Raw genomic sequence first — 18,409 nt, forward strand, 5'->3', positions numbered from 1 at the left:
AAATAACTGTTTTTTAGATTATAATAATTTACTTGTTGTTTCTCCTATTTTGGACAATTATTGCTGTTTATTATCAAAAAATGAAATTATTTTTAGTAAAGTATTATATTAGGTATATGCATATATAGTATCATATAAATTTAGAAAAATTATTTTCAAAAAAGATTAAGGTGTATTTCTAATGAAATATAAACAGGTTATGTTGCTTGTTTGCATGATAACATGCATGTTATTTACATTTTCATGTGTTTTTGCAAATGATGCAATGAATGAAACAATTAGTCAAAATGATTTGGAGGCGCAGGAGCTTCCAGCAATTAGCAGTGATGTTAATAATACAAATGTGATAGCTAGTAATCCATCATCTGCTTCTAATGTTTATTTTGATGCATCTGCCAGTAATGATGGGGATGGTTCAAAATCAAATCCTTATAAGTATTATAAATCTGATAGGATAAATTATGGGGATACTGTTTATTTTGCAGATGGGGTTTATGATATAACTGAACCTGAATCTATCTATTCCTCCTCAACATACAAAACAACTTTCATCGGTCAAAGTGTTGAGAAAACTATTCTGAGGTCTAATTTAGAAAAACAGTATTCAAATAAATTTGATTTCACAGTAACAGATAATTCCTATCTTGTTTTGAATAAATTAACAATGATTGGTGTTCACATAAACAACCAAGCTAATCTGATAGCTAACAATGTAATGTTTAAAAATAGTGAAGGCTTTAATTCAAATAACAATCCAACTTTATCTTATTCACATATTTCTAAAATATATGATTCAACAGGCGGTGGTGTAATTATTTGTGATACTCCTTTTAATAGGGTCACCACCCTGAATTTGACTGACTGCTATTTTAATGGCAATTCCGCTTCATCCGGTGGAGTTATAGCAACATATAATTCAATAGCCAATATTCAAAACTGTGTCTTTTACAACTCCTCAGCAAAACGTTTTGGAGGAGCAATCTACAGTATATGCTCTAAACTGAACATATATGATTCTTCATTCGACATTAACGATGCCAAATATGGGGGTGCAATATATGCCAACGAAACTACTGTGAATATAAAAAATTCCCAATTTACTAACTCACAGGCTTTCAGTTTTGGTGGGGTAATAGCTTCATTTTCAAGCCAATTGGATCTTAATCATGCTGTATTTGATGGCTATGCTTCTTTAAATGATGCGGGAGGAGCAATTTATGTTATTCGAGGAACATTTAAAGCTGTTTATTCCTCATTTAAGAATGGTTATTCTGAATTTGGAGGAGCTATCTGTAATTTGAAGACTGTTTCTACCATTTCAAATTCTGAATTTACAAACAACCATGCAACACATTACGGCGGTTCAATCTACAATATGTATGGGAGCATGGTCCTTACTGGCAATGTCTTCAACAGCACTCATGCAGATAGTGGCGGAAGCATATTCAACAGGCTTACAGACTCATTTATTCTATCCAATAACCGTTTCACAGATTCCACAGCAAATGAAGGACAGATAGTCTATGTCGATGGGAAAAAGGTTAAGGTAGTACAAAGCGGCAATATCTATGACAGTTCATATGATCTTTTAAAATATGGAAATATTTATGATATTGATCATTACAACTCAGTTCCGCTAATTCAATATGTTTCAGAACCAATAGACAGTTTACCTTCCTCATATGATGCAAGAAAGTATGGCTATGTCACTCCAGCCAAAGACCAGATTCAAGGAGGCAACTGTTGGGCATTTTCAGGTATTGCAACATTGGAATCATGCCTTAAAAAAGCAACTGGAATTGATTATGACTTTTCAGAAGAAAACGTTAAAAACCTTATGTACGAATTTTCATTGTTTGATTCAGACACTGGAATAACTACCGGTGGAAATCTCTACATGTTTATTGCATATCTTGCAGGATGGTTTGGTCCTACATTTGACGCAAATGATGTTTACGACGACCATTCAGCATTATCCGTAATATATGATTCGTTAGTCCATGTTCAAAATGTTTATATCTTGCCTGAAAGGCAGACATTCTATGACAATGACAATATTAAACTTGCAATTCTGGAATACGGTGCTGTTTCCATTGGTATTGATCTGCCAGAAGGTCAAGGGCATGCTGTTTCTATTGTAGGTTGGGATGATGAATTCACCGCCAATGACTTTTTAGGAAATAAGGCAGTCGGTGCATGGATAATTAAAAACAGTTGGGGTTCAGACTGGGGATATGACGGTTTTGGATACCTGTCTTACCAGCAGCCCATCCGTTTCGGATATACATTCATCTTCAACGATGATAATGTATATAATAACATTTATCAGTATGATTATGCAGGAAAAAGCGGTTTACATACTATAAATGGCGAAGTGTTATATATAAAAAACAAATTTACAGCAAGAAATGACGAAATCCTTTCTGCATTTTCAACATATTTTGATGAGCCAACAAATTTCACAGCTTCCGTTTATTTAAATGGAAATCTTATGACAACCCAAAGCGGATACTCTAAAATGGGATATTATACAATACCTCTTAAAAAAGAGGTCTCCCTGAAAAAAGGCGATACCTTTGAAATTTTAGTCAAAATTTTCAATGGTTCTCCGGTCTATATTCCGATTTGCGATGCTTCTGATGAAATAAACAAAATGAATTTTGATAAGGGCATTTCATTCTACAGCATAGATGGTGTGCACTGGAATGATTTATATGAATCAAGTTCACCAAGTGTAGCTTGTATAAAAGCATTCACCCGATTAAAAGAGCTAACCCAAGTGTCAATTGATTTGGACCAGTCAGGTAGCGGAGATTCCAATCCGTTCGGCAACATTAATGTAGATGACTTGGTAAACATTAACTTGAATCTGCCGGAATATTTTGTTGAAGACGGAATTCAATATCCTCTTGAAGGACTTGTAACATTTAAAATCAATGGTAAAGACTATTTTGCAACTGTCCATAACGGAAAGGCATGTCTTAACATTACTTTTGAAAAGGAAGGAACATATGATATAAATGCACAATTCAAATCCAGCAGGATAACTTCCAATATTGTCAACTTCAAGGCCAATGTTGTCAAAACAGCCCAATCTAATCTTGTTATTCAGGCAAATGATGTATCCAAATTCTATGGAGGGCCTGAAAAATATGTTGCTACATTATCTAATGGTGTAAATGCTTTAAACGGTGTCAATGTTAAAATTTTATTGAATGGAAGAGAGTACGGTACATATAAAACTAATAATAACGGACAGGTTGTTCTTGATTTGCAATTGCCTGCAGGATCTTATGTTTTATCTGCAAGATATGGTGGTAAATCTGCTGTATCTGAGTTTAATATTTTGCCAACCATTGGCGTTAATAATCTTACTCGGGATGTTTTGAATTCCAGTATTTCTGCATCATTTTTAAACACTGACGGTAATGTGCTTTCAAATAGGAAAGTTTCATTCAGCGTTGGAATTTATGGAGAAAATTCCATACCTCTACAGTATGATGCAACTACCGATAAGCTAGGTTTGGCCACTGCTAATGTTAATTTATATGCAGGAAAATATTTAGTAACAGTTGTTAACCCAATAAATAATGAGAAAAAGGAATTTACATTAGATATATCAAAAATAGATTCTGTATGTTCACTTTCAGTTTATCAGATAAGTTCAACTGTAATTATTAATGCAACTGTTGGTCCTTCACTCACATCAGGTTATGTTGATTTTATTGTTTTAGGCAAGATTTATAAAGTTAAACTCAATCCTACTTATATTGATGGTAATAGGGTTTCTGTTGCCAGCCTAAATCTGAAAAATTTAGCTGTCGGCAGTTATGAGGTATCTGCCGTTTTCTCAGGTGATGATAATCTCAGAGTTTCTTCTGATAAAAGATCTTTTTCAGTCACTAATAATCCATGCCGGATTTATTCATATAACTATTGGTGTTATTATGGAGGTTCAGGAACCATAGCACAAATTACCGATGCAAATGGTAATCCTGTCAAAGGCCAAGTTGTATCTGCAACAATTTTAAATAAAACCTATAAAAGCACAACAGATGCAGATGGTAATGCTATATTTAATTTGGATTTGGAAGTTGGAAACTATTCTGTATTGTTTGAATATAAAGGCCAGTCACTTAAAAAGCATCTTTTCGTTTACTCAACAATTGAAAATGTCACTACTCGTGCGGAATATCTCAATTCAAATATAGGGGCGTATTTCATGTCTCCTTATGAGGATGAGGATAATAACAATCTGGATGTTAAATTCATAATCAATGGAAATGAATATGCTGCAACCACAGACAGCAACGGATATGCAAGTGTTAAAGCTGATTTGCCGGTTGGAACTCATACAATTACAATTGTCAATTTATGCAGCGGAGAGAAAAAGCAATCAGAAATATCAATATATAAAACCACTCCTGTTTTAATACTCAAGAAGACCAAACGTGGTGACAGTGTTTTTATATCCGCCAGTTTGACACAGTCTTCTGCAGTTGGAAATGTCGTGTTTACAATTGGATCTAAAAAATATACTGCAGCAATTATAGATGGAAAGGCAGTACTTGAATTAAATGCTCTTGAAGAGGGGTCCTATGAGGTATATGCAAATTATATAGGTGATTATAACTTCAACAACATTGTCTCATCTACTCTGAAATTCGATTATGAGCATACCAATTATACAATATCTGTGCCATCAGTTTCAAAATATTATGGCGGTTCTGAAAAATTCACAGTAACATTGAAAAACTTCAATAAACCTGTCATAAATGCCCTTGTAACTCTCACTATTGGTGATAAGGAATATAATATCAAAACAGATTCTAATGGCGTAGCCACATTTGGCGAAAATCTGAATCCTGGGGTTTATAGTGTACTCTGCAATTATGATGATAATATAGATTTATCAGAAATCACAGTTAAATCTACAGTAAACCTTTTGGATGTTGCAGATGGTTCATATTCAAAAATAAGCGTTGAATTCACCGATGCAAATGGCAATCTGCTTAAAAACAGTCCTGTTAAATTTAAGGTTGGTTCTAAAGAATATGCACAGACTACAAATAATTTCGGTGTTGCAGCTTTCGATGCCAATTTGGATTTGGGAAACTACACAGTAGCTATTATCAATCCTACAACCGGTGAAACCAAGTATGCTCCTTTGGAAGTTACAGGTACAACTCCAACACTTATATTATTTGCTGTCAAGGAGAACTGTTTCGATGTTTTAAAAGCAATTTTACCGAAAACCGCAACTGGTGATGTCGAGTTCGAATTGGATAATGGTATAACATATTTTGTTGAAGTCAATGAGGGTGTTTCCAGGCTAGAGGGTATTGATCCTGGCGAATACACTGTCACTGCAACATATAAGGGGGATAATCATTACAAACCAGTTACAAAATCTGTAAAATTCAAGGTTTCTCTATCTTCTTCCATGTTATGTGCTTTGACTGCTTCAAAAGTAACTACCACTTACGGTACCAGTAAAAACATTGCCGTAACATTGAAGGATTCCAAAGGCAATCCTTTGGTTGGAAGAGAAGTAACTGTCACTTTAAATAAGAAAGTATATACTGCTGAAATACCAAGTGACGGTGTAGCAAAAATACATATTCCATCCAATTTGGCCGCAAAAACATATAATGATGTAACAGTATCATTTGCCGGCGAAACAGGCATTTTAGCAAAAACCATACAGACTGAAGTTGTGGTAAAAAAGGCAACTCCAAAAATGACAGCTTCTAAAAAGACCTTTAAAGTGAAAGACAAAAACAAATACTATCAGGTAACCTTAAAGACAGATAAGAAAAAGGCTTACAAAAAACAAAAAATTACTATAAAAGTTAAGGGTAAGACCTACTCTGCCAAAACAAACTCCAAAGGAGTAGCAAAATTCAAGCTTACCAAATTAACTAAAAAAGGTACTTTTAAGGCTACTGTCAAATATTCCGGAAGCCCCAATTTTAAAGCAGTATCCAAAACTGTAAAAATAACTGTTAAATAAGTGGCTTGTTTCACTTATTTTTTCTTTCTTTTTTTTTGATATTTCATAATTATTTGATGGAAATATTCAATTTGTGGAAGCTTATCTACATAATCCCGTTTGAGATTAGAAAAAATATCTTCAAGTTTGATAAAATTAAAAGTTCGATTAAGAAAAATTATCTAAAACTTAGCTAGTGTCATGATATGTGCACGTCTCTTTAAAATTATTGCGGTCATATCATGTTTCTCTGGTAATATTATTTTTGAAAAAAAATTGGTTCATCCCCAGGTTTTAATTGGGGATTTTAAATGTTTAAAATTAATAATTTCTATTTTTCCAGGACTGCAATATAGTCCATTCTGTTTCTTATAGGTGGAATCCAGGTAAACAGTCTGGTAATAGGTTTATAGACATTGGATCCATCGAAGAGATTAACATCCCTTATCCATTTGAAGTTGCCGTTGAATTTTGTTAGTTCATGGCCTTTGTCAACGCCCCATGTGAATTTTGTGTCAGTATCTTCAATTGATACCTCCTTTGTTTTTTTGACAGATGCAGGGGGCATTATTTCCATGAAAACTGTGCATTTGTCAAAGTTTGCATCAATTATGTTTAAGATGTCCTCAACATCCCTTTGGTTCAAATACATTGTCAGGCCTTCAACTATGAACAGGACATCATTTCTTATGATGATTTCATCAGCCCAGTTGGGATCCATTGCGGAATATGCAAGAGTTTTCACCCTTTCAGTGTCTTCTATATATTTCAACCTGTAGCTTGCTGAATTCTCCAGGTCCACATTGTACCAGTTTATCCTTCCGTTGTCAAGCCTGTTGAATCTTGTATCCATTCCTGAAGCGATGTTCACGACTGTGCATTCTGGATGGGCACTTATGTAGTCGCCTACCATTTTATCCAAAACGATTGTCCTTGAAATTGTTCCAAACTGCATTTGGGTATCCTTTTCCGCTTTGCTAAAATCGTAATCGACTTTTGATATAACTTCTATGGCTTTTGAATCATAGAATTTATGATTTTTCTCTTGTGAATGCTTTGCTTTTGCAAATAATGTTAAAAGCATTGTCTTTTCTACGCCTTCTAAATTCATAAGTTTTCCTCCATTTTTGAATTAAGTTTAATTTATAGTATGTTGATAAACTATATAAATTTTTAGGCATGCCTAAATTTTTTAGAAAATAAAAAAATTTTCATAAGTTCATCATTAAGAATTCATCTGAAAAAATAGAAATCGTCTTCACAGAGATGTCTGTAGGTACAGTGCCTGCACAGGTATTGCCTTCGGGCCGGAAATTCCCCATTGTTGATTTTGGTCCTTACTTCACGCAATGTTTCAACGGCTTCCTGGATTTCTCCGTCATTGAGGTATTTGCGTTTGTTGTCCTCATTTGAAACTTCCAATAATCTTAAACGGCCGTTTCTTGTAAAGAATATTCCTACATGTCTGACAGGCTTTTCGTATACGTGTTCAACAAGTAACTTATAATAGCACAATTCACGGCGATACTTGTGAAATGAACTGGAATTGCTTGTTTTATAGTCGATGACAACCAGCTCCCCATTTTCATCCTCCAGTATGATGTCGCAGATTCCCGAAAAGCGATTTTCCTCATCGATAATGTATTCTTCCTGACAAAACAGCTTGTAGTTGTTTTCAACAAATGCCTTTTTGAAAAATACGCCAAGATTATCCACATGGTCATAAATATGACCGATGCCCTGCTCATAGGCAATTTTTATAAGTTCATTGTCAATGTCAACATCACTCAAATCATCTCCGAATTTCTCCGAGAACTTTTCGGCAATGAGATGAACGTCGCTACCTAAAATCATGTACTTATTCGGTTCGGTTTCGATTTCATCTATGTATTGGAATTTAAACTCCAAAGGACACTTGAGATATGTGTTGACTTTTGACTTTGATAATCTCATAAGTTAATATTTATATAATCTTTTTAAAATATATTAGTATAACTAATAAAAGGAGAGTAGTAAAATGAAAATTGTAGCACTTCAGGCAAGCCCTCGTAAAGGCGGAAACTGTGACGTATTGATGGATGAAATGATTAAAGGAATTGAAGAAAACGGTGGGGAAGTCGAAAAATTCTATCTCGAAAAATGTGAAATCGCACCATGTAAGGCATGCATGCACTGCGCTGAAAATCCTGAATGTATAAGGGCAGACGATGGAAACAAAATCATTGATGAGCTTGTAGCAGCCGACGGTGTAATCTTTGCAACACCTATCTACTATGGTCAAATGTCAGCACAGGGAAAACTGATTATCGACAGATTCTATGCTGTCGGACAAAACCCTGATAAAAGCCTATCCGGTAAGGCAGCTTTGATATTTACTGAAAATCAACCGGAAGGAACCTATGCAGACTACATTGAACAGACAAAATTCTCACCATTCACATTCATGGGATATGAAGTAATAGGTCATGTCGATGCGGGCAGTGCAGGTCCTGCTGGAATTGTGGCTGAAGAACAAGAGGACAAATTAAAAGAAGCTTACGAATTAGGTTTAAAATTCTAGATTGGAATTAAAATTCTAATCTATACTCATTTTTTTTTTGATAATGCTATTTTTTCTTGAATATGTGGAATTTCTCTAAAAATTCAAAGTTTAGATACTTTTAATTACTATTTTAAATAAACTACAATTATGGGTTTAGGTTCATTATTCAAAAGAGGAAAAAAGGATAAAAAGGAAGAGGTAGTTGAGGACTCACACATTGACATTAACATAGGGGAATGTGACGGCTGTGAGAAATGCTCAATAGCCTGTCCGAACAATGTTTTGATACTTGTTGATAATAAATCGACCGTTCGTGACGCCCAGGTATGCAAAAGCTGCAAGGTGTGCATGGCAATTTGCCCTAATGACTGCATTACCGTTAACTGATATTTTCTCGAATTGTGTCGATAAAGCTAGTATTTTCAATTTTAATTATTTTTGTAATTCTGTCTGATTTTCTGATTCTTACAATGTCTCCGCTGAATACCTCTATTGGATGGCTGTCATATAATACGTAAGATGATGTATTTTCCCTCAGTTCTGTGATTTCAATCTCGACAGTTGAATCGTCGGCAAGTACAATGCTTCTGTTGATTACTGTATGTGGAGCTATCGGTGTTAGCGTGATGATATGTGCAGTCGGGTCTACTATGGGGCCTCCGCAGGAGAGGTTGTATGCTGTTGAGCCTGTCGGTGTGCAAACGAGAATTCCGTCAGCAGTATATGAATATATCACTTTTTCATTGACAAGCACATTGAACCTAACGACTCCGAATGCATTTTTTGATATTGCGATTTCATTCAGTGCGGGAGGTATTTCAATGACGTCACCTGAAGGTTTGACTATTTCTCCTTCAACCATCATTCTCCTTTCGATGTAGTATTTTCCGTCCAGAATACTTTCAAGGGCATTTTCAATATCCTCAGGATTGATTTCAGTCAGATATCCCAAAGTTCCAGTGTTTATTCCTATCAGCGGCTTTTCGTATGATTTATGTGATGATTCGAGAAATGTTCCGTCTCCTCCTATTGAAATGATCATGTCGCAGTCGGAAATTTCGTCAGTGATTTCGAAATCTAGTTTTTTTGAAATGGAGATTAGCTTGTTTTTGGTTTTGGCGGTTATTTCTTTTTCAAAATTAGTATAAATGAATATTTTCATGGTACTCAAAAAATAAAAAAATTATAGGTTTAATTCATCAGCACCTATAACTTGAATTGTCATATCTTTAACAAATTCTCCACTTTCTTCTGAAAAGTTTAAAAAGTGAGGAGAACCCATATGTTTTTTTAAAGCTTCTAAAGATTCCCATTTTTCGACAAATGTTAATGTGTCTTTGTCAATAGGTTGTAGTAATCGATACTCAATATTGCCTTCTTCAAGTAAAGATTCTTCAATTAGCTCTTTTGAAACTTCGATAATGCTATCCTGACAACCATCTTTAGGTTCAATATTTGCTAAAACGAGTATGAAATCCATAACTTTCACCTAAAAATCTTTATACATTTCATTATACTTAATAATATCCATAAAATGTAAAAAATATATTTCATGATTTTTTCCAAAAATACATTAATTAAAAAACAGATATATAAAAGTAGTAAAAACTTTTGGAGAAAGATGATGATATATTCAACAGAAATTGAAAACATGTGTCTTGTTCGCAAGGGTGCAAATCATGACCCTGCTCCAATTCCTGAAGAGGGAAAGTGGGTAAAAGCAAAGCAGATTGGAGATATTTCCGGTTTTACCCATGGTATAGGTTGGTGTGCACCGCAACAAGGATGCTGCAAACTGACATTAAATGTTAAAGAAGGTATTATTGAAGAGGCATTGGTTGAAACATTGGGTTGTTCAGGTATGACTCACTCAGCAGCTATGGCAGGTGAGATTCTTGTCGGAAAAACAATCCTCGAAGCATTGAACACTGATTTGGTGTGCGATGCAATCAACACAGCAATGCGCGAATTATTCTTACAGATTGTTTATGGAAGAACCCAGTCCGCATTTTCAGAAGGTGGCCTTCAAATAGGTGCCGGACTTGAGGATTTGGGAAAAGGCCACAGGAGCCAAGTGGGAACAATCTACTCAACCAAAGAAAAAGGTCCGAGATATCTGGAACTCACCGAAGGATACATTACAGAAATCGGACTTGACGAAGACGATGAAATCATTGGATACAAATACATTAACTTAGGCGTAATGTTGGATCAGATAAAAGATGGCGTTGACCCTATGGAAGCGATTGATAATGCAACAGGCCAATACGGAAGATTCGATGATGCGGCTAAAAAAATAGACCCAAGGAGTGAATGATTATGGCATTATTTGAAAGTTATGAAAGAAGGATTGCACAAATCATTCCGGTTTTGGAAAAATACGGCATCAAGGACCTTGAAGAAGCCAAACAGATTTGTCTTGACAAAGGTTTTGACCCATATGATATTGTAAAAGGGGTTCAGCCAATCTGTTTTGAAAACGCTTGCTGGGCATACACACTCGGAGCCGCAATTGCAGTAAAGCAGGGATGCACAAAAGCATCAGACGCTGCAAAGGCAATCGGTGAAGGTCTGCAGGCATTCTGTATTCCTGGAAGTGTAGCCGATGACAGGCAAGTGGGATTGGGACATGGAAACCTCGCATCAATGCTTTTAAGTGATGAAAGTGAATGTTTCGCATTTCTTGCAGGTCATGAAAGTTTTGCAGCTGCAGAAGGAGCAATCGGTATTGCAAACTCAGCAAATGAAGTCAGAGAAAAACCTTTGAGGGTAATTTTAAACGGTCTTGGAAAGGATGCGGCATTAATCATTTCAAGAATCAACGGATTCACTCATGTTGAAACAGAATTCGACTACTTTACAGGAGAAGTAAAGGTAGTTAAAGAAAAAGCATACTCTGACGGTGAAAGGGCTAAGGTAAGATGCTATGGTGCTGATGATGTACGTGAAGGTGTAGCCATTATGCATTTGGAAGGCGTTGATGTATCAATTACTGGTAACTCAACCAATCCAACACGTTTCCAGCATCCTGTAGCAGGAACATACAAGAAGGAATGCATGATTCAGGGCAAAAAGTACTTCTCAGTAGCATCCGGTGGAGGAACCGGAAGAACCCTGCACCCGGACAACATGGCTGCAGGACCTGCTTCCTACGGTATGACAGATACTTTGGGAAGAATGCACTCCGATGCCCAGTTTGCAGGTTCATCTTCTGTGCCTGCCCACGTGGAAATGATGGGACTAATCGGTATGGGAAACAACCCGATGGTTGGAGCTTCAGTAGCAGTAGCTGTTGCTGTTGAAAAGGCAATGAAAAAATAAGGGATTTCACTCCCTTTTACACTCTTTTTTTTAGGAAGTTATATTATGGCTACAATGTGGGGAATGGCCGTTCGTGGAATATGCGAATATGACGGTAAAGTTTTGCTTTTAAAAATCAGATCAAAATCCGCTCATGATGCCGGAAGATGGGAAATTCCTGGCGGCAAAGTTAAGAAATGCGAATATTTTGACAATGCACTTAAAAGGGAATACCTTGAGGAAACCGGTCTGGAAGTGGATGTGGATGAGCTTTTGAATGTTGTCAGAAGAGATTATACCGCATGCAAAACCAATGAGGAAGTAAAATCAATTCAATTGATTATGAAAGTAACCTGCCAAAGCGATGAGGTTACAATCAGCGAAGAGCATGATGATTACGGATGGTTCGGCTATGATGAAGTCGAAGATATGATTTCAAAAGGTTTGCTGACACCGCCTGCCGTTGAAGCTTTTGGAAAAAATGATAATTAGAAAAGCAACATGTGATGATTTAGAGGATATAGCCAATCTTGAACTTGAATGCTTCCCGGTAAATGAAGCCGCAACAGTCCATGAGTTCAAGGAAAGGTTAAGGGTATATCCAAATCACTTTTTGCTACTGTTTTTGGATGATAAGCTGGTTGCATTTGTTGACGGATTCTGCACCAGTGACGCCGATTTGACCGATGAGATGTATGAAAACGCAGGGCTTCATGATGAGGATGGGGACTGGCAGATGATTTTTGGCCTCAATACCCATCCCGATTATAGGGGGCAAGGGTATGCGTCCAAATTGATGAACTGTTTTATCAGCCAGGCCAGATGGGAAAAACGGTTGGGGGTTGTTTTAACCTGTAAAAAAGAGATGGTGGAGTTCTATTTAAAATTCGGATTCGTCAATGAGGGTATCAGTGAATCTGCTCATGGCGGTGAGGTCTGGAATCAGATGAGATTAACGTTTATAGGGGAACAGGGATGCAAATAGTATTAGCATCCCTTTTCTTTTTTTTATTCCAACCAATTTTGGTTGCAATGTGTTTGGAGTTTTTTTTGATAGTATGAGAGGTTTTAATTAGCTTTTCAAATCTGATGCATTTGATGACTTCCACAAAAACGGTTAGGTCTAAGAAGGATTTCAATTATCTCACTTTAGTGTGTCAGTCATATATGTCAATGAATGCTTTCAAGGCTTTTGTCATACTATCAGTTTAATATAGGTTGGTATCATATAAAAATGGATTTAAATTATGAATAGTTAATATTGAACTAAACAGTTAAGGTTGAAGCTCGTAAACGCATTTGTCATCCCCCATGGAATAGCACATTATCTCTTCAATATTCAAATCGAATTTAAAGTATTGATTAAATAATGTTTCAAACATTCCCTTTTCAATATTGCAAATTGGCATTCCTGATTTTGGAACTTTAATGGATTCAAAGCAGTCAAGGCATGTTATTCTAATTTTGTTGTCAAGTTCAAAGTATATTTTGCCTAGATTGTTCTTTTGCCAGTAGGATGAAATGTTGTCCATAAAAATATCCAGATCTTCATCATATATTTGGCTGAACAGGTATTCTCCAATGTAGTTTCCCATTTTCTGAAGGACAGGTGAAATGTCCATCCCAAATTCCATCAGCAGTGATTTGAATGTATGAGTAAGCAGAACCACATATTCTATATCGCCGTTGTCAATGAATTCATCAATCAGATGTTTGGTTTGGTTTTCATGAGTTTTTTTAATATTGTTTGAATCGATTGAGCCCAAATAATCTGCATTTAAATAAAATATCTTTTTTCTATTATCGCTTGGATCTGCCTTGTAGTTCACAATTCCTTCCTTTCTCAAATCCCTCAGGTGCATTGATACGCTTGCCTTGGATTTTGATGTATTCTCAACAATTTCCTCGAAGTTCATTTCATCATCCTTCAGCAAGTCTAGAATCTCATATTTCATTGGGCTTTTGATGATGTCAATGCCAACCATGGGTCGGCCTTTTTTATTTTCATTTAATATAATCTGAATCGGGTTTGAGGTGGTCATAGTGTGCCTCCTAAAAACTAAATTTTAATTAATATAAGTGCTTATTTAATATATAAATGTTTGTATAATGCTTTAAAATTAGTTTAGGTTAATCTTAACAGTTAAATTAAATAAATACTAAATTTTAGTAAGTTAAATAAAATGAGAAAAATTAAAAAAAGTTGAATAAGTTAGTCAAGATTCAAAATCTTGGCCGCATTATCATAAAGGATTTGAGACCTTTCTTCGTCTGTCAAATCAATTTTATTGAAATATGCCATTTCGCTGTCTGATTCCCACATCGGATAGTCTGTTCCCCATAGAACCCTGTCTGAACCATATGCATGAATCAGTTCCAATGCAGTTTCGGGACTTAGATCATATAGGCTGGAGCTTAAGTCGACATATAGATTTGGTGTTCCTGCCAATTGGCGGGTTGCATCTTCCCATACGCTCCATCCTGCAAAGTGAGCTCCTATGAATGTAATGTCTGGAAACTTTTCCAAAAATGGTTTGATTTGTTCAGGATTTGAATAGTTGTATCTGAAATCACCGCAGTGCACCAGCATAGGAACCTTGCCTTTGCTTACAACTTCACCTATTTTAAATGCACGTTCCTCATTCATTGCAAACTGCTGGAAATCAGGATGAACCTTCACTCCCTTGAGTCCAAGCTCTATGAGATAGTCAAAATCCCCCTGAATGTCCTCGCTGTCTGGATGAAGTGTACCGAATCCGGTAAATATGTCTGGATGAGTATTCACGGCCTCGGCGATAAATTCATTTATTGACTTCACCTGTTTTGGTGTTGTTGCAACGGAATGGACCAGATAGTGTGTCACTCCTACTTTATTGCCGTCCCTTATCAAATCATCCAATTTACCGTTCAGGGACATGTCCAAATCATAGAAATCTCTAATTCCCATTACCGCTTTTTCCGCTATTTTATCCGGATAAATGTGACAGTGTGCATTTATGATTTTTTGCATATAATTAAACCACCTTAATATATTCAATTAAGATATTAGTCATTAATGTATAAAATATTTAATGCCTGCAAATTCAACTTTCTTTAGATGTGAAAAAGAAATTAGGTGAATTTAGAAGAAGGTATTGTTGATAGTGGATGAAGATTAGAATAACTGTTTTCCACTGTACTCATTTTCTTCAGTATATATTCTAATCAATCTGTCAACCAAATCTTCATACATCAGTCTATGGCCGACAGCACCTCCATAGGGTGTTTTAACATTGTTCAGGCTCAAATCTGAAAATTCACCGCAGTTGTTGATGATATACCACATTCCATGAGGAGTGTAGATGAACAATTCTCCTTCTCCATTTTCATATCCGTTTTTGAAGCTGTCCTCCGGGTCGTACATTTTGGTTGAATGTATGGCAAGTCTTGAGAGGTCCTGTTCTGGCCTTGTTCCTGTTTTTTCGAAAAGAATTTTTAGCCATTCATATGATTTGTCCTTAAGATTGGCTTTTTTAATAGGGTCCGCAAATGCTTCCTTTACCTTGTTTTGTCTTTTTTCAAGTGTATTTGTAATTCCCAATATTTCCTCTACCTTTGCAACATCCTTTTCAAGGCATCTCCATCCTTCAGGCCTTCCTGTAACCTGGACATTTCCTTCCACAAAATCCATTCTCTTGAATTTCCTGAAATATGGCTTTACTTTTTCAAACTCCTCATCGGGTATCATTTTGTTCAATCCGTACAGGTATCCGTATTCATTAGCATCATAGCATTTTGTTTCTAGTTTAAGTTCCTTATCTTCCATGATTTCACCAATTATATAAAAATTAATATTTTAAACTATAAAAAGTAGTAAGTTTTTTTTATTTAAAAACACAATATAATAACTATGGTAAAAGTAAGTATTATGGGGTCAACTGGAGTAATAGGTAAAAACGTTGCATTTACCTTGGCAAGAGCAGATACAGTTGATGAGATTGTGTTGTTTGCAAGACCCGAAAGTGTCGAAAAGGCAAGGGGAGAATCATTCGATATGTATGATGCACTGGCTGCCGAAGACATCGACTGCAGATTATCACCATCATCAGATTTTCAGGATCTGAAAAATTCTGCTATTGTTCTTATTACTGCGGGAATTCCCCGTGAGGAAGGGATGAACAGGCGTGATTTGGCACTGCCTAACGCCAAAATAGTTGACAGATATGCAAAGGAAATATCAATACATGCTCCTGATGCAATAATTTTAGTTGCTACAAATCCTGTTGATGTAATGACAACAGTAGCACTTAAGTCTTCAGGCTTTGACAAAAGAAGAGTCATAGGTATCGGAAATCACCTTGATTCTTTAAGACTTAAGGCATATTTCTCAAGACAGATTAACATCAACAGTTCAGAGGTACATACACGTGTCATCGGAGAACATGGTGACCATATGGTGCCACTTTTAAGTTCAACAACTATTGGGGGTATCCCTTTAAAATATTTCGTAAAATCTGTGGATATGGAAGTTCCAAGACTGGTTACAAGACTTAAAAGAGCAGGAAATACAATAATATCCAAAAAAGGGGCCACTGAATATGGTCCATCTTATGCTATTTCTAACTTAATTTCAACAATAATCACTGATTCACATAAAGTTTTAACCGTTTCAAACTATCTGGAAGGTGAAGTCGGAGATGTTTGGAATGTATCATTGGGCGTACCGGCCGTTTTATCAAAAAGAGGCATCGCCATGATTGTTCCGATTCATATGAACGACTTTGAACTTCATGAATTCAGGGAAGCTGCAAAGATTGTAAAGGAAACTACAGATGAAGTTTTGCAGTCCCTATATGAATAATGATTATGTTGTGTTAATATGGAAAGATTTCTTAAAAAATGGACTGAATCAAGTCTTATTTTAAAAATTCTAATTGGTTTAATTATAGGTGCAATTTTGGGTGTTGCAGTTCCTCAATGGACATTTATAGGCTTTCCAGGGGAATTATTTGTAAGTGCCCTTAAAGCTATTGCTCCTATTTTAGTATTTGTATTGGTAATTTCTGCTATTTCAAAAGCGAAAAGTGGTATAGGAGATAGATTTAAAACAGTTATTGTTCTTTATTTGTTTAGTACATTTTTGTCTGCAATGGTTGCAATTTTATTCTCTACAATATTTCCAGTGTCAATTCACCTTTCAGGGGCAGCTAATGCCACTGCAGCACCGACTGGAATTGCTGAGGTAATGTCTGACATGATCAAGACAATATTCACCAATCCGATTGATTTGATTTCTGAGGGTCAATATCTGGGAATACTGTTCTGGTCAATCGTATTTGGTATTGCCCTTAAAATTGTTGCAAGTGATACAACAAAGGATGTAATAACCGACATTGCCAATGCGGTTACCAAAGTTGTACGGGGAATTATTCAATGTGCTCCTATTGGTATAATGGGGCTGGTGTTCAAATCAGTCAGCGAAAGTGGACTTGCAATATTTACACAATACGGCCAGTTGATTTTGCTGTTGGTTGGCTGCATTGCTTTTGTCGCATTCGTAACAGATCCTTTGATTTCAGCAGTTGCAATCAGACGCAATCCGTACCCATTGGTGTTAACATGCCTGCGGGAAAGTGGTTTGACTGCATTTTTCTCAAGAAGTTCGGCTGCAAATATTCCGGTCAACATGCAATTGTGTGAACGTTTAGGCCTTGACAGGGATTTCTTCTCCATCAGTATTCCGTTAGGTGCAACAATCAACATGGAAGGGGCTGCCGTAACAATTACAGTCATGACTCTTGCAGTCTGTCACACCATTGGAATTTCAGTTCCACTGCCTGTTACAATTATCCTGTGTATTATTTCAACAGCAGGAGCATGCGGAGCTTCCGGAATTGCAGGGGGGTCACTGTTGCTTATTCCAATGGCATGTTCATTATTCGGAATCAGTCCAGACATTTCCATGCAGGCCGTTGCAGTAGGTTTCATCATAGGTGTGATTCAGGATTCATGTGAAACAGCACTCAACTCAGCAGGGGACGCTCTGTTTTCAGCCACAGCAGAATATCATGACAGAATGAAAAAAGGAGAACCAATGAATTTCCTGGGAGAATTTGCAAAATGAAATTAGTAGTTCAAAGGGTCGCGCATGCAAGCGTAGAAGTGGATGGTGAAATCACCGGTAAAATAGATGAAGGACTGATGGCTTTGGTGGGCTTCGGCGAAAATGACACCACAAAAGAAGCAGACTATCTTGCCCGAAAACTGGCGAAACTGAGAGTATTTCCCGATGATGACGGAAAGATGAATCGATCTGTACTTGACATTGGAGGAAAGTTGCTTTTGGTTCCGCAGTTCACATTATACGGCAAAGTTAAAAAATACAGACCTTCATTTCATAGGGCCCTGGCTCCGGATAAGGCAACTGAACTGTTTGATTACTTCACCGATAAATGTCGTGAATATGTTGAAGTCGAAACAGGCGTATTTGGAGCATTCATGAAGGTGGATTTATTGAATAACGGTCCTGTAACAATAATACTTGAAAAGGAATATGATGATTAGTAACATGTTATATACATAACTTTAAAAGCAAG

The 18,409-nt window shown here is 36.3% G+C and carries 17 protein-coding genes; 10 read left to right on the forward strand and 7 right to left on the reverse strand.

What is annotated here, in order from left to right:
• The first annotated feature begins 181 nt into the window (after positions 1-181).
• A complete protein-coding gene (locus tag QZU83_RS04470; protein WP_295610013.1) occupies positions 182-6,013 on the forward strand; it encodes an Ig-like domain repeat protein in 5,832 nt (1,943 codons plus the stop codon).
• Between the two features lie 310 nt (positions 6,014-6,323).
• Here QZU83_RS04470 and QZU83_RS04475 read toward each other — a convergent pair whose 3' ends face one another.
• Both QZU83_RS04475 and QZU83_RS04480 read right to left on the reverse strand, forming a co-directional pair.
• On the reverse strand, positions 6,324-7,103 hold the full coding sequence (locus QZU83_RS04475) for a class I SAM-dependent methyltransferase (protein ID WP_295610014.1): 780 nt from the start codon (positions 7,101-7,103) through the stop codon (positions 6,324-6,326).
• Between the two features lie 122 nt (positions 7,104-7,225).
• Positions 7,226-7,945, reverse strand: coding sequence for a PD-(D/E)XK nuclease family protein (locus tag QZU83_RS04480; RefSeq protein ID WP_295610016.1), 720 nt, complete (start codon positions 7,943-7,945; stop codon positions 7,226-7,228).
• Positions 7,946-8,009: 64 nt separating this feature from the next.
• Between QZU83_RS04480 and QZU83_RS04485 the strand changes: the two genes are divergently transcribed.
• A complete protein-coding gene (locus tag QZU83_RS04485; RefSeq protein ID WP_295610018.1) occupies positions 8,010-8,552 on the forward strand; it encodes a flavodoxin family protein in 543 nt (180 codons plus the stop codon).
• A gap of 129 nt (positions 8,553-8,681) precedes the next feature.
• Entirely contained in the window at positions 8,682-8,921 is a 240-nt protein-coding gene (locus tag QZU83_RS04490) for a 4Fe-4S dicluster domain-containing protein (protein ID WP_295610020.1), read from the forward strand.
• Here QZU83_RS04490 and QZU83_RS04495 read toward each other — a convergent pair.
• Together QZU83_RS04495 and QZU83_RS04500 are read right to left on the reverse strand one after the other, a co-directional pair.
• The gene (locus QZU83_RS04495; protein ID WP_295610022.1) at positions 8,914-9,696 is read right to left on the reverse strand and encodes an NAD(+)/NADH kinase; all 783 of its coding nucleotides are present in this window, start codon (positions 9,694-9,696) and stop codon (positions 8,914-8,916) included. The two genes, QZU83_RS04490 and QZU83_RS04495, sit on opposite strands and share 8 nt — an antisense overlap.
• Positions 9,697-9,717: 21 nt before the next feature.
• Positions 9,718-10,014 carry a putative quinol monooxygenase gene (locus tag QZU83_RS04500; RefSeq protein ID WP_295610023.1) on the reverse strand — a complete coding sequence of 99 codons (297 nt, stop codon included), beginning with the start codon at positions 10,012-10,014 and terminating at the stop codon, positions 9,718-9,720.
• A 144-nt stretch (positions 10,015-10,158) separates the two neighbouring features.
• Here QZU83_RS04500 and QZU83_RS04505 point away from each other — a divergent pair, with 144 nt between their 5' ends.
• From QZU83_RS04505 to QZU83_RS04520, 4 genes are read left to right on the forward strand one after another with little or no spacing between them, the layout of a single operon-like run.
• Positions 10,159-10,851 (forward strand): iron-sulfur cluster assembly scaffold protein, encoded by a 693-nt coding sequence (locus QZU83_RS04505; RefSeq protein WP_295610025.1) that lies wholly within the window; start codon positions 10,159-10,161, stop codon positions 10,849-10,851.
• Between the two features lie 2 nt (positions 10,852-10,853).
• The gene (locus QZU83_RS04510) at positions 10,854-11,855 is read left to right on the forward strand and encodes a GGGtGRT protein (protein ID WP_295610026.1); all 1,002 of its coding nucleotides are present in this window, start codon (positions 10,854-10,856) and stop codon (positions 11,853-11,855) included.
• Between the two features lie 45 nt (positions 11,856-11,900).
• Positions 11,901-12,326 carry an NUDIX domain-containing protein gene (locus QZU83_RS04515; RefSeq protein WP_295610027.1) on the forward strand — a complete coding sequence of 142 codons (426 nt, stop codon included), beginning with the start codon at positions 11,901-11,903 and terminating at the stop codon, positions 12,324-12,326.
• The gene (locus tag QZU83_RS04520; RefSeq protein ID WP_295610029.1) at positions 12,316-12,819 is read left to right on the forward strand and encodes a GNAT family N-acetyltransferase; all 504 of its coding nucleotides are present in this window, start codon (positions 12,316-12,318) and stop codon (positions 12,817-12,819) included. The genes QZU83_RS04515 and QZU83_RS04520 overlap by 11 nt, the downstream gene beginning before the upstream one ends.
• Positions 12,820-13,108: 289 nt before the next feature.
• Here QZU83_RS04520 and QZU83_RS04525 read toward each other — a convergent pair whose 3' ends face one another.
• The 3 genes from QZU83_RS04525 to QZU83_RS04535 all read right to left on the reverse strand — a co-directional run bounded on the left by QZU83_RS04525 (position 13,109) and on the right by QZU83_RS04535 (position 15,639).
• Complete coding sequence (locus QZU83_RS04525) at positions 13,109-13,876, reverse strand: V4R domain-containing protein (RefSeq protein WP_295610030.1); 768 nt, start codon at positions 13,874-13,876, stop codon at positions 13,109-13,111.
• Positions 13,877-14,046: 170 nt separating this feature from the next.
• A complete protein-coding gene (locus QZU83_RS04530; RefSeq protein ID WP_295610032.1) occupies positions 14,047-14,844 on the reverse strand; it encodes an amidohydrolase family protein in 798 nt (265 codons plus the stop codon).
• A gap of 144 nt (positions 14,845-14,988) precedes the next feature.
• The gene (locus QZU83_RS04535; protein ID WP_295610034.1) at positions 14,989-15,639 is read right to left on the reverse strand and encodes a hypothetical protein; all 651 of its coding nucleotides are present in this window, start codon (positions 15,637-15,639) and stop codon (positions 14,989-14,991) included.
• A gap of 84 nt (positions 15,640-15,723) precedes the next feature.
• Here QZU83_RS04535 and QZU83_RS04540 point away from each other — a divergent pair, with 84 nt between their 5' ends.
• Genes QZU83_RS04540 through dtd form a run of 3 tightly spaced genes read left to right on the forward strand, consistent with a single transcriptional unit; the run spans position 15,724 to position 18,377 of the window.
• Positions 15,724-16,674 carry a malate dehydrogenase gene (locus QZU83_RS04540; RefSeq protein WP_295610035.1) on the forward strand — a complete coding sequence of 317 codons (951 nt, stop codon included), beginning with the start codon at positions 15,724-15,726 and terminating at the stop codon, positions 16,672-16,674.
• 18 nt (positions 16,675-16,692) lie between these two features.
• On the forward strand, positions 16,693-17,937 hold the full coding sequence (gene sstT / locus QZU83_RS04545) for a serine/threonine transporter SstT (protein WP_295610037.1): 1,245 nt from the start codon (positions 16,693-16,695) through the stop codon (positions 17,935-17,937).
• Complete coding sequence (dtd, locus tag QZU83_RS04550) at positions 17,934-18,377, forward strand: D-aminoacyl-tRNA deacylase (protein ID WP_295610039.1); 444 nt, start codon at positions 17,934-17,936, stop codon at positions 18,375-18,377. Before sstT ends, dtd begins: the two co-directional genes overlap by 4 nt.
• The last annotated feature ends 32 nt before the right edge of the window (positions 18,378-18,409 follow it).

It is taken from the genome of uncultured Methanobrevibacter sp. (assembly GCF_902771435.1).
In the GTDB taxonomy this organism is placed as follows: domain Archaea; phylum Methanobacteriota; class Methanobacteria; order Methanobacteriales; family Methanobacteriaceae; genus Methanocatella.

Coding starts and splice junctions, on each gene's coding strand:
- QZU83_RS04470 (WP_295610013.1), top strand. CDS start 182: ATGAAATATAAACAGGTTATGTTGCTTGTTTGCATGATAACATGCATG.
- QZU83_RS04475 (WP_295610014.1), bottom strand. CDS start 7,103: ATGAATTTAGAAGGCGTAGAAAAGACAATGCTTTTAACATTATTTGCA.
- QZU83_RS04480 (WP_295610016.1), bottom strand. CDS start 7,945: ATGAGATTATCAAAGTCAAAAGTCAACACATATCTCAAGTGTCCTTTG.
- QZU83_RS04485 (WP_295610018.1), top strand. CDS start 8,010: ATGAAAATTGTAGCACTTCAGGCAAGCCCTCGTAAAGGCGGAAACTGT.
- QZU83_RS04490 (WP_295610020.1), top strand. CDS start 8,682: ATGGGTTTAGGTTCATTATTCAAAAGAGGAAAAAAGGATAAAAAGGAA.
- QZU83_RS04495 (WP_295610022.1), bottom strand. CDS start 9,696: ATGAAAATATTCATTTATACTAATTTTGAAAAAGAAATAACCGCCAAA.
- QZU83_RS04500 (WP_295610023.1), bottom strand. CDS start 10,014: ATGGATTTCATACTCGTTTTAGCAAATATTGAACCTAAAGATGGTTGT.
- QZU83_RS04505 (WP_295610025.1), top strand. CDS start 10,159: ATGATATATTCAACAGAAATTGAAAACATGTGTCTTGTTCGCAAGGGT.
- QZU83_RS04510 (WP_295610026.1), top strand. CDS start 10,854: ATGGCATTATTTGAAAGTTATGAAAGAAGGATTGCACAAATCATTCCG.
- QZU83_RS04515 (WP_295610027.1), top strand. CDS start 11,901: ATGGCTACAATGTGGGGAATGGCCGTTCGTGGAATATGCGAATATGAC.
- QZU83_RS04520 (WP_295610029.1), top strand. CDS start 12,316: ATGATAATTAGAAAAGCAACATGTGATGATTTAGAGGATATAGCCAAT.
- QZU83_RS04525 (WP_295610030.1), bottom strand. CDS start 13,876: ATGACCACCTCAAACCCGATTCAGATTATATTAAATGAAAATAAAAAA.
- QZU83_RS04530 (WP_295610032.1), bottom strand. CDS start 14,844: ATGCAAAAAATCATAAATGCACACTGTCACATTTATCCGGATAAAATA.
- QZU83_RS04535 (WP_295610034.1), bottom strand. CDS start 15,639: ATGGAAGATAAGGAACTTAAACTAGAAACAAAATGCTATGATGCTAAT.
- QZU83_RS04540 (WP_295610035.1), top strand. CDS start 15,724: ATGGTAAAAGTAAGTATTATGGGGTCAACTGGAGTAATAGGTAAAAAC.
- sstT (WP_295610037.1), top strand. CDS start 16,693: ATGGAAAGATTTCTTAAAAAATGGACTGAATCAAGTCTTATTTTAAAA.
- dtd (WP_295610039.1), top strand. CDS start 17,934: ATGAAATTAGTAGTTCAAAGGGTCGCGCATGCAAGCGTAGAAGTGGAT.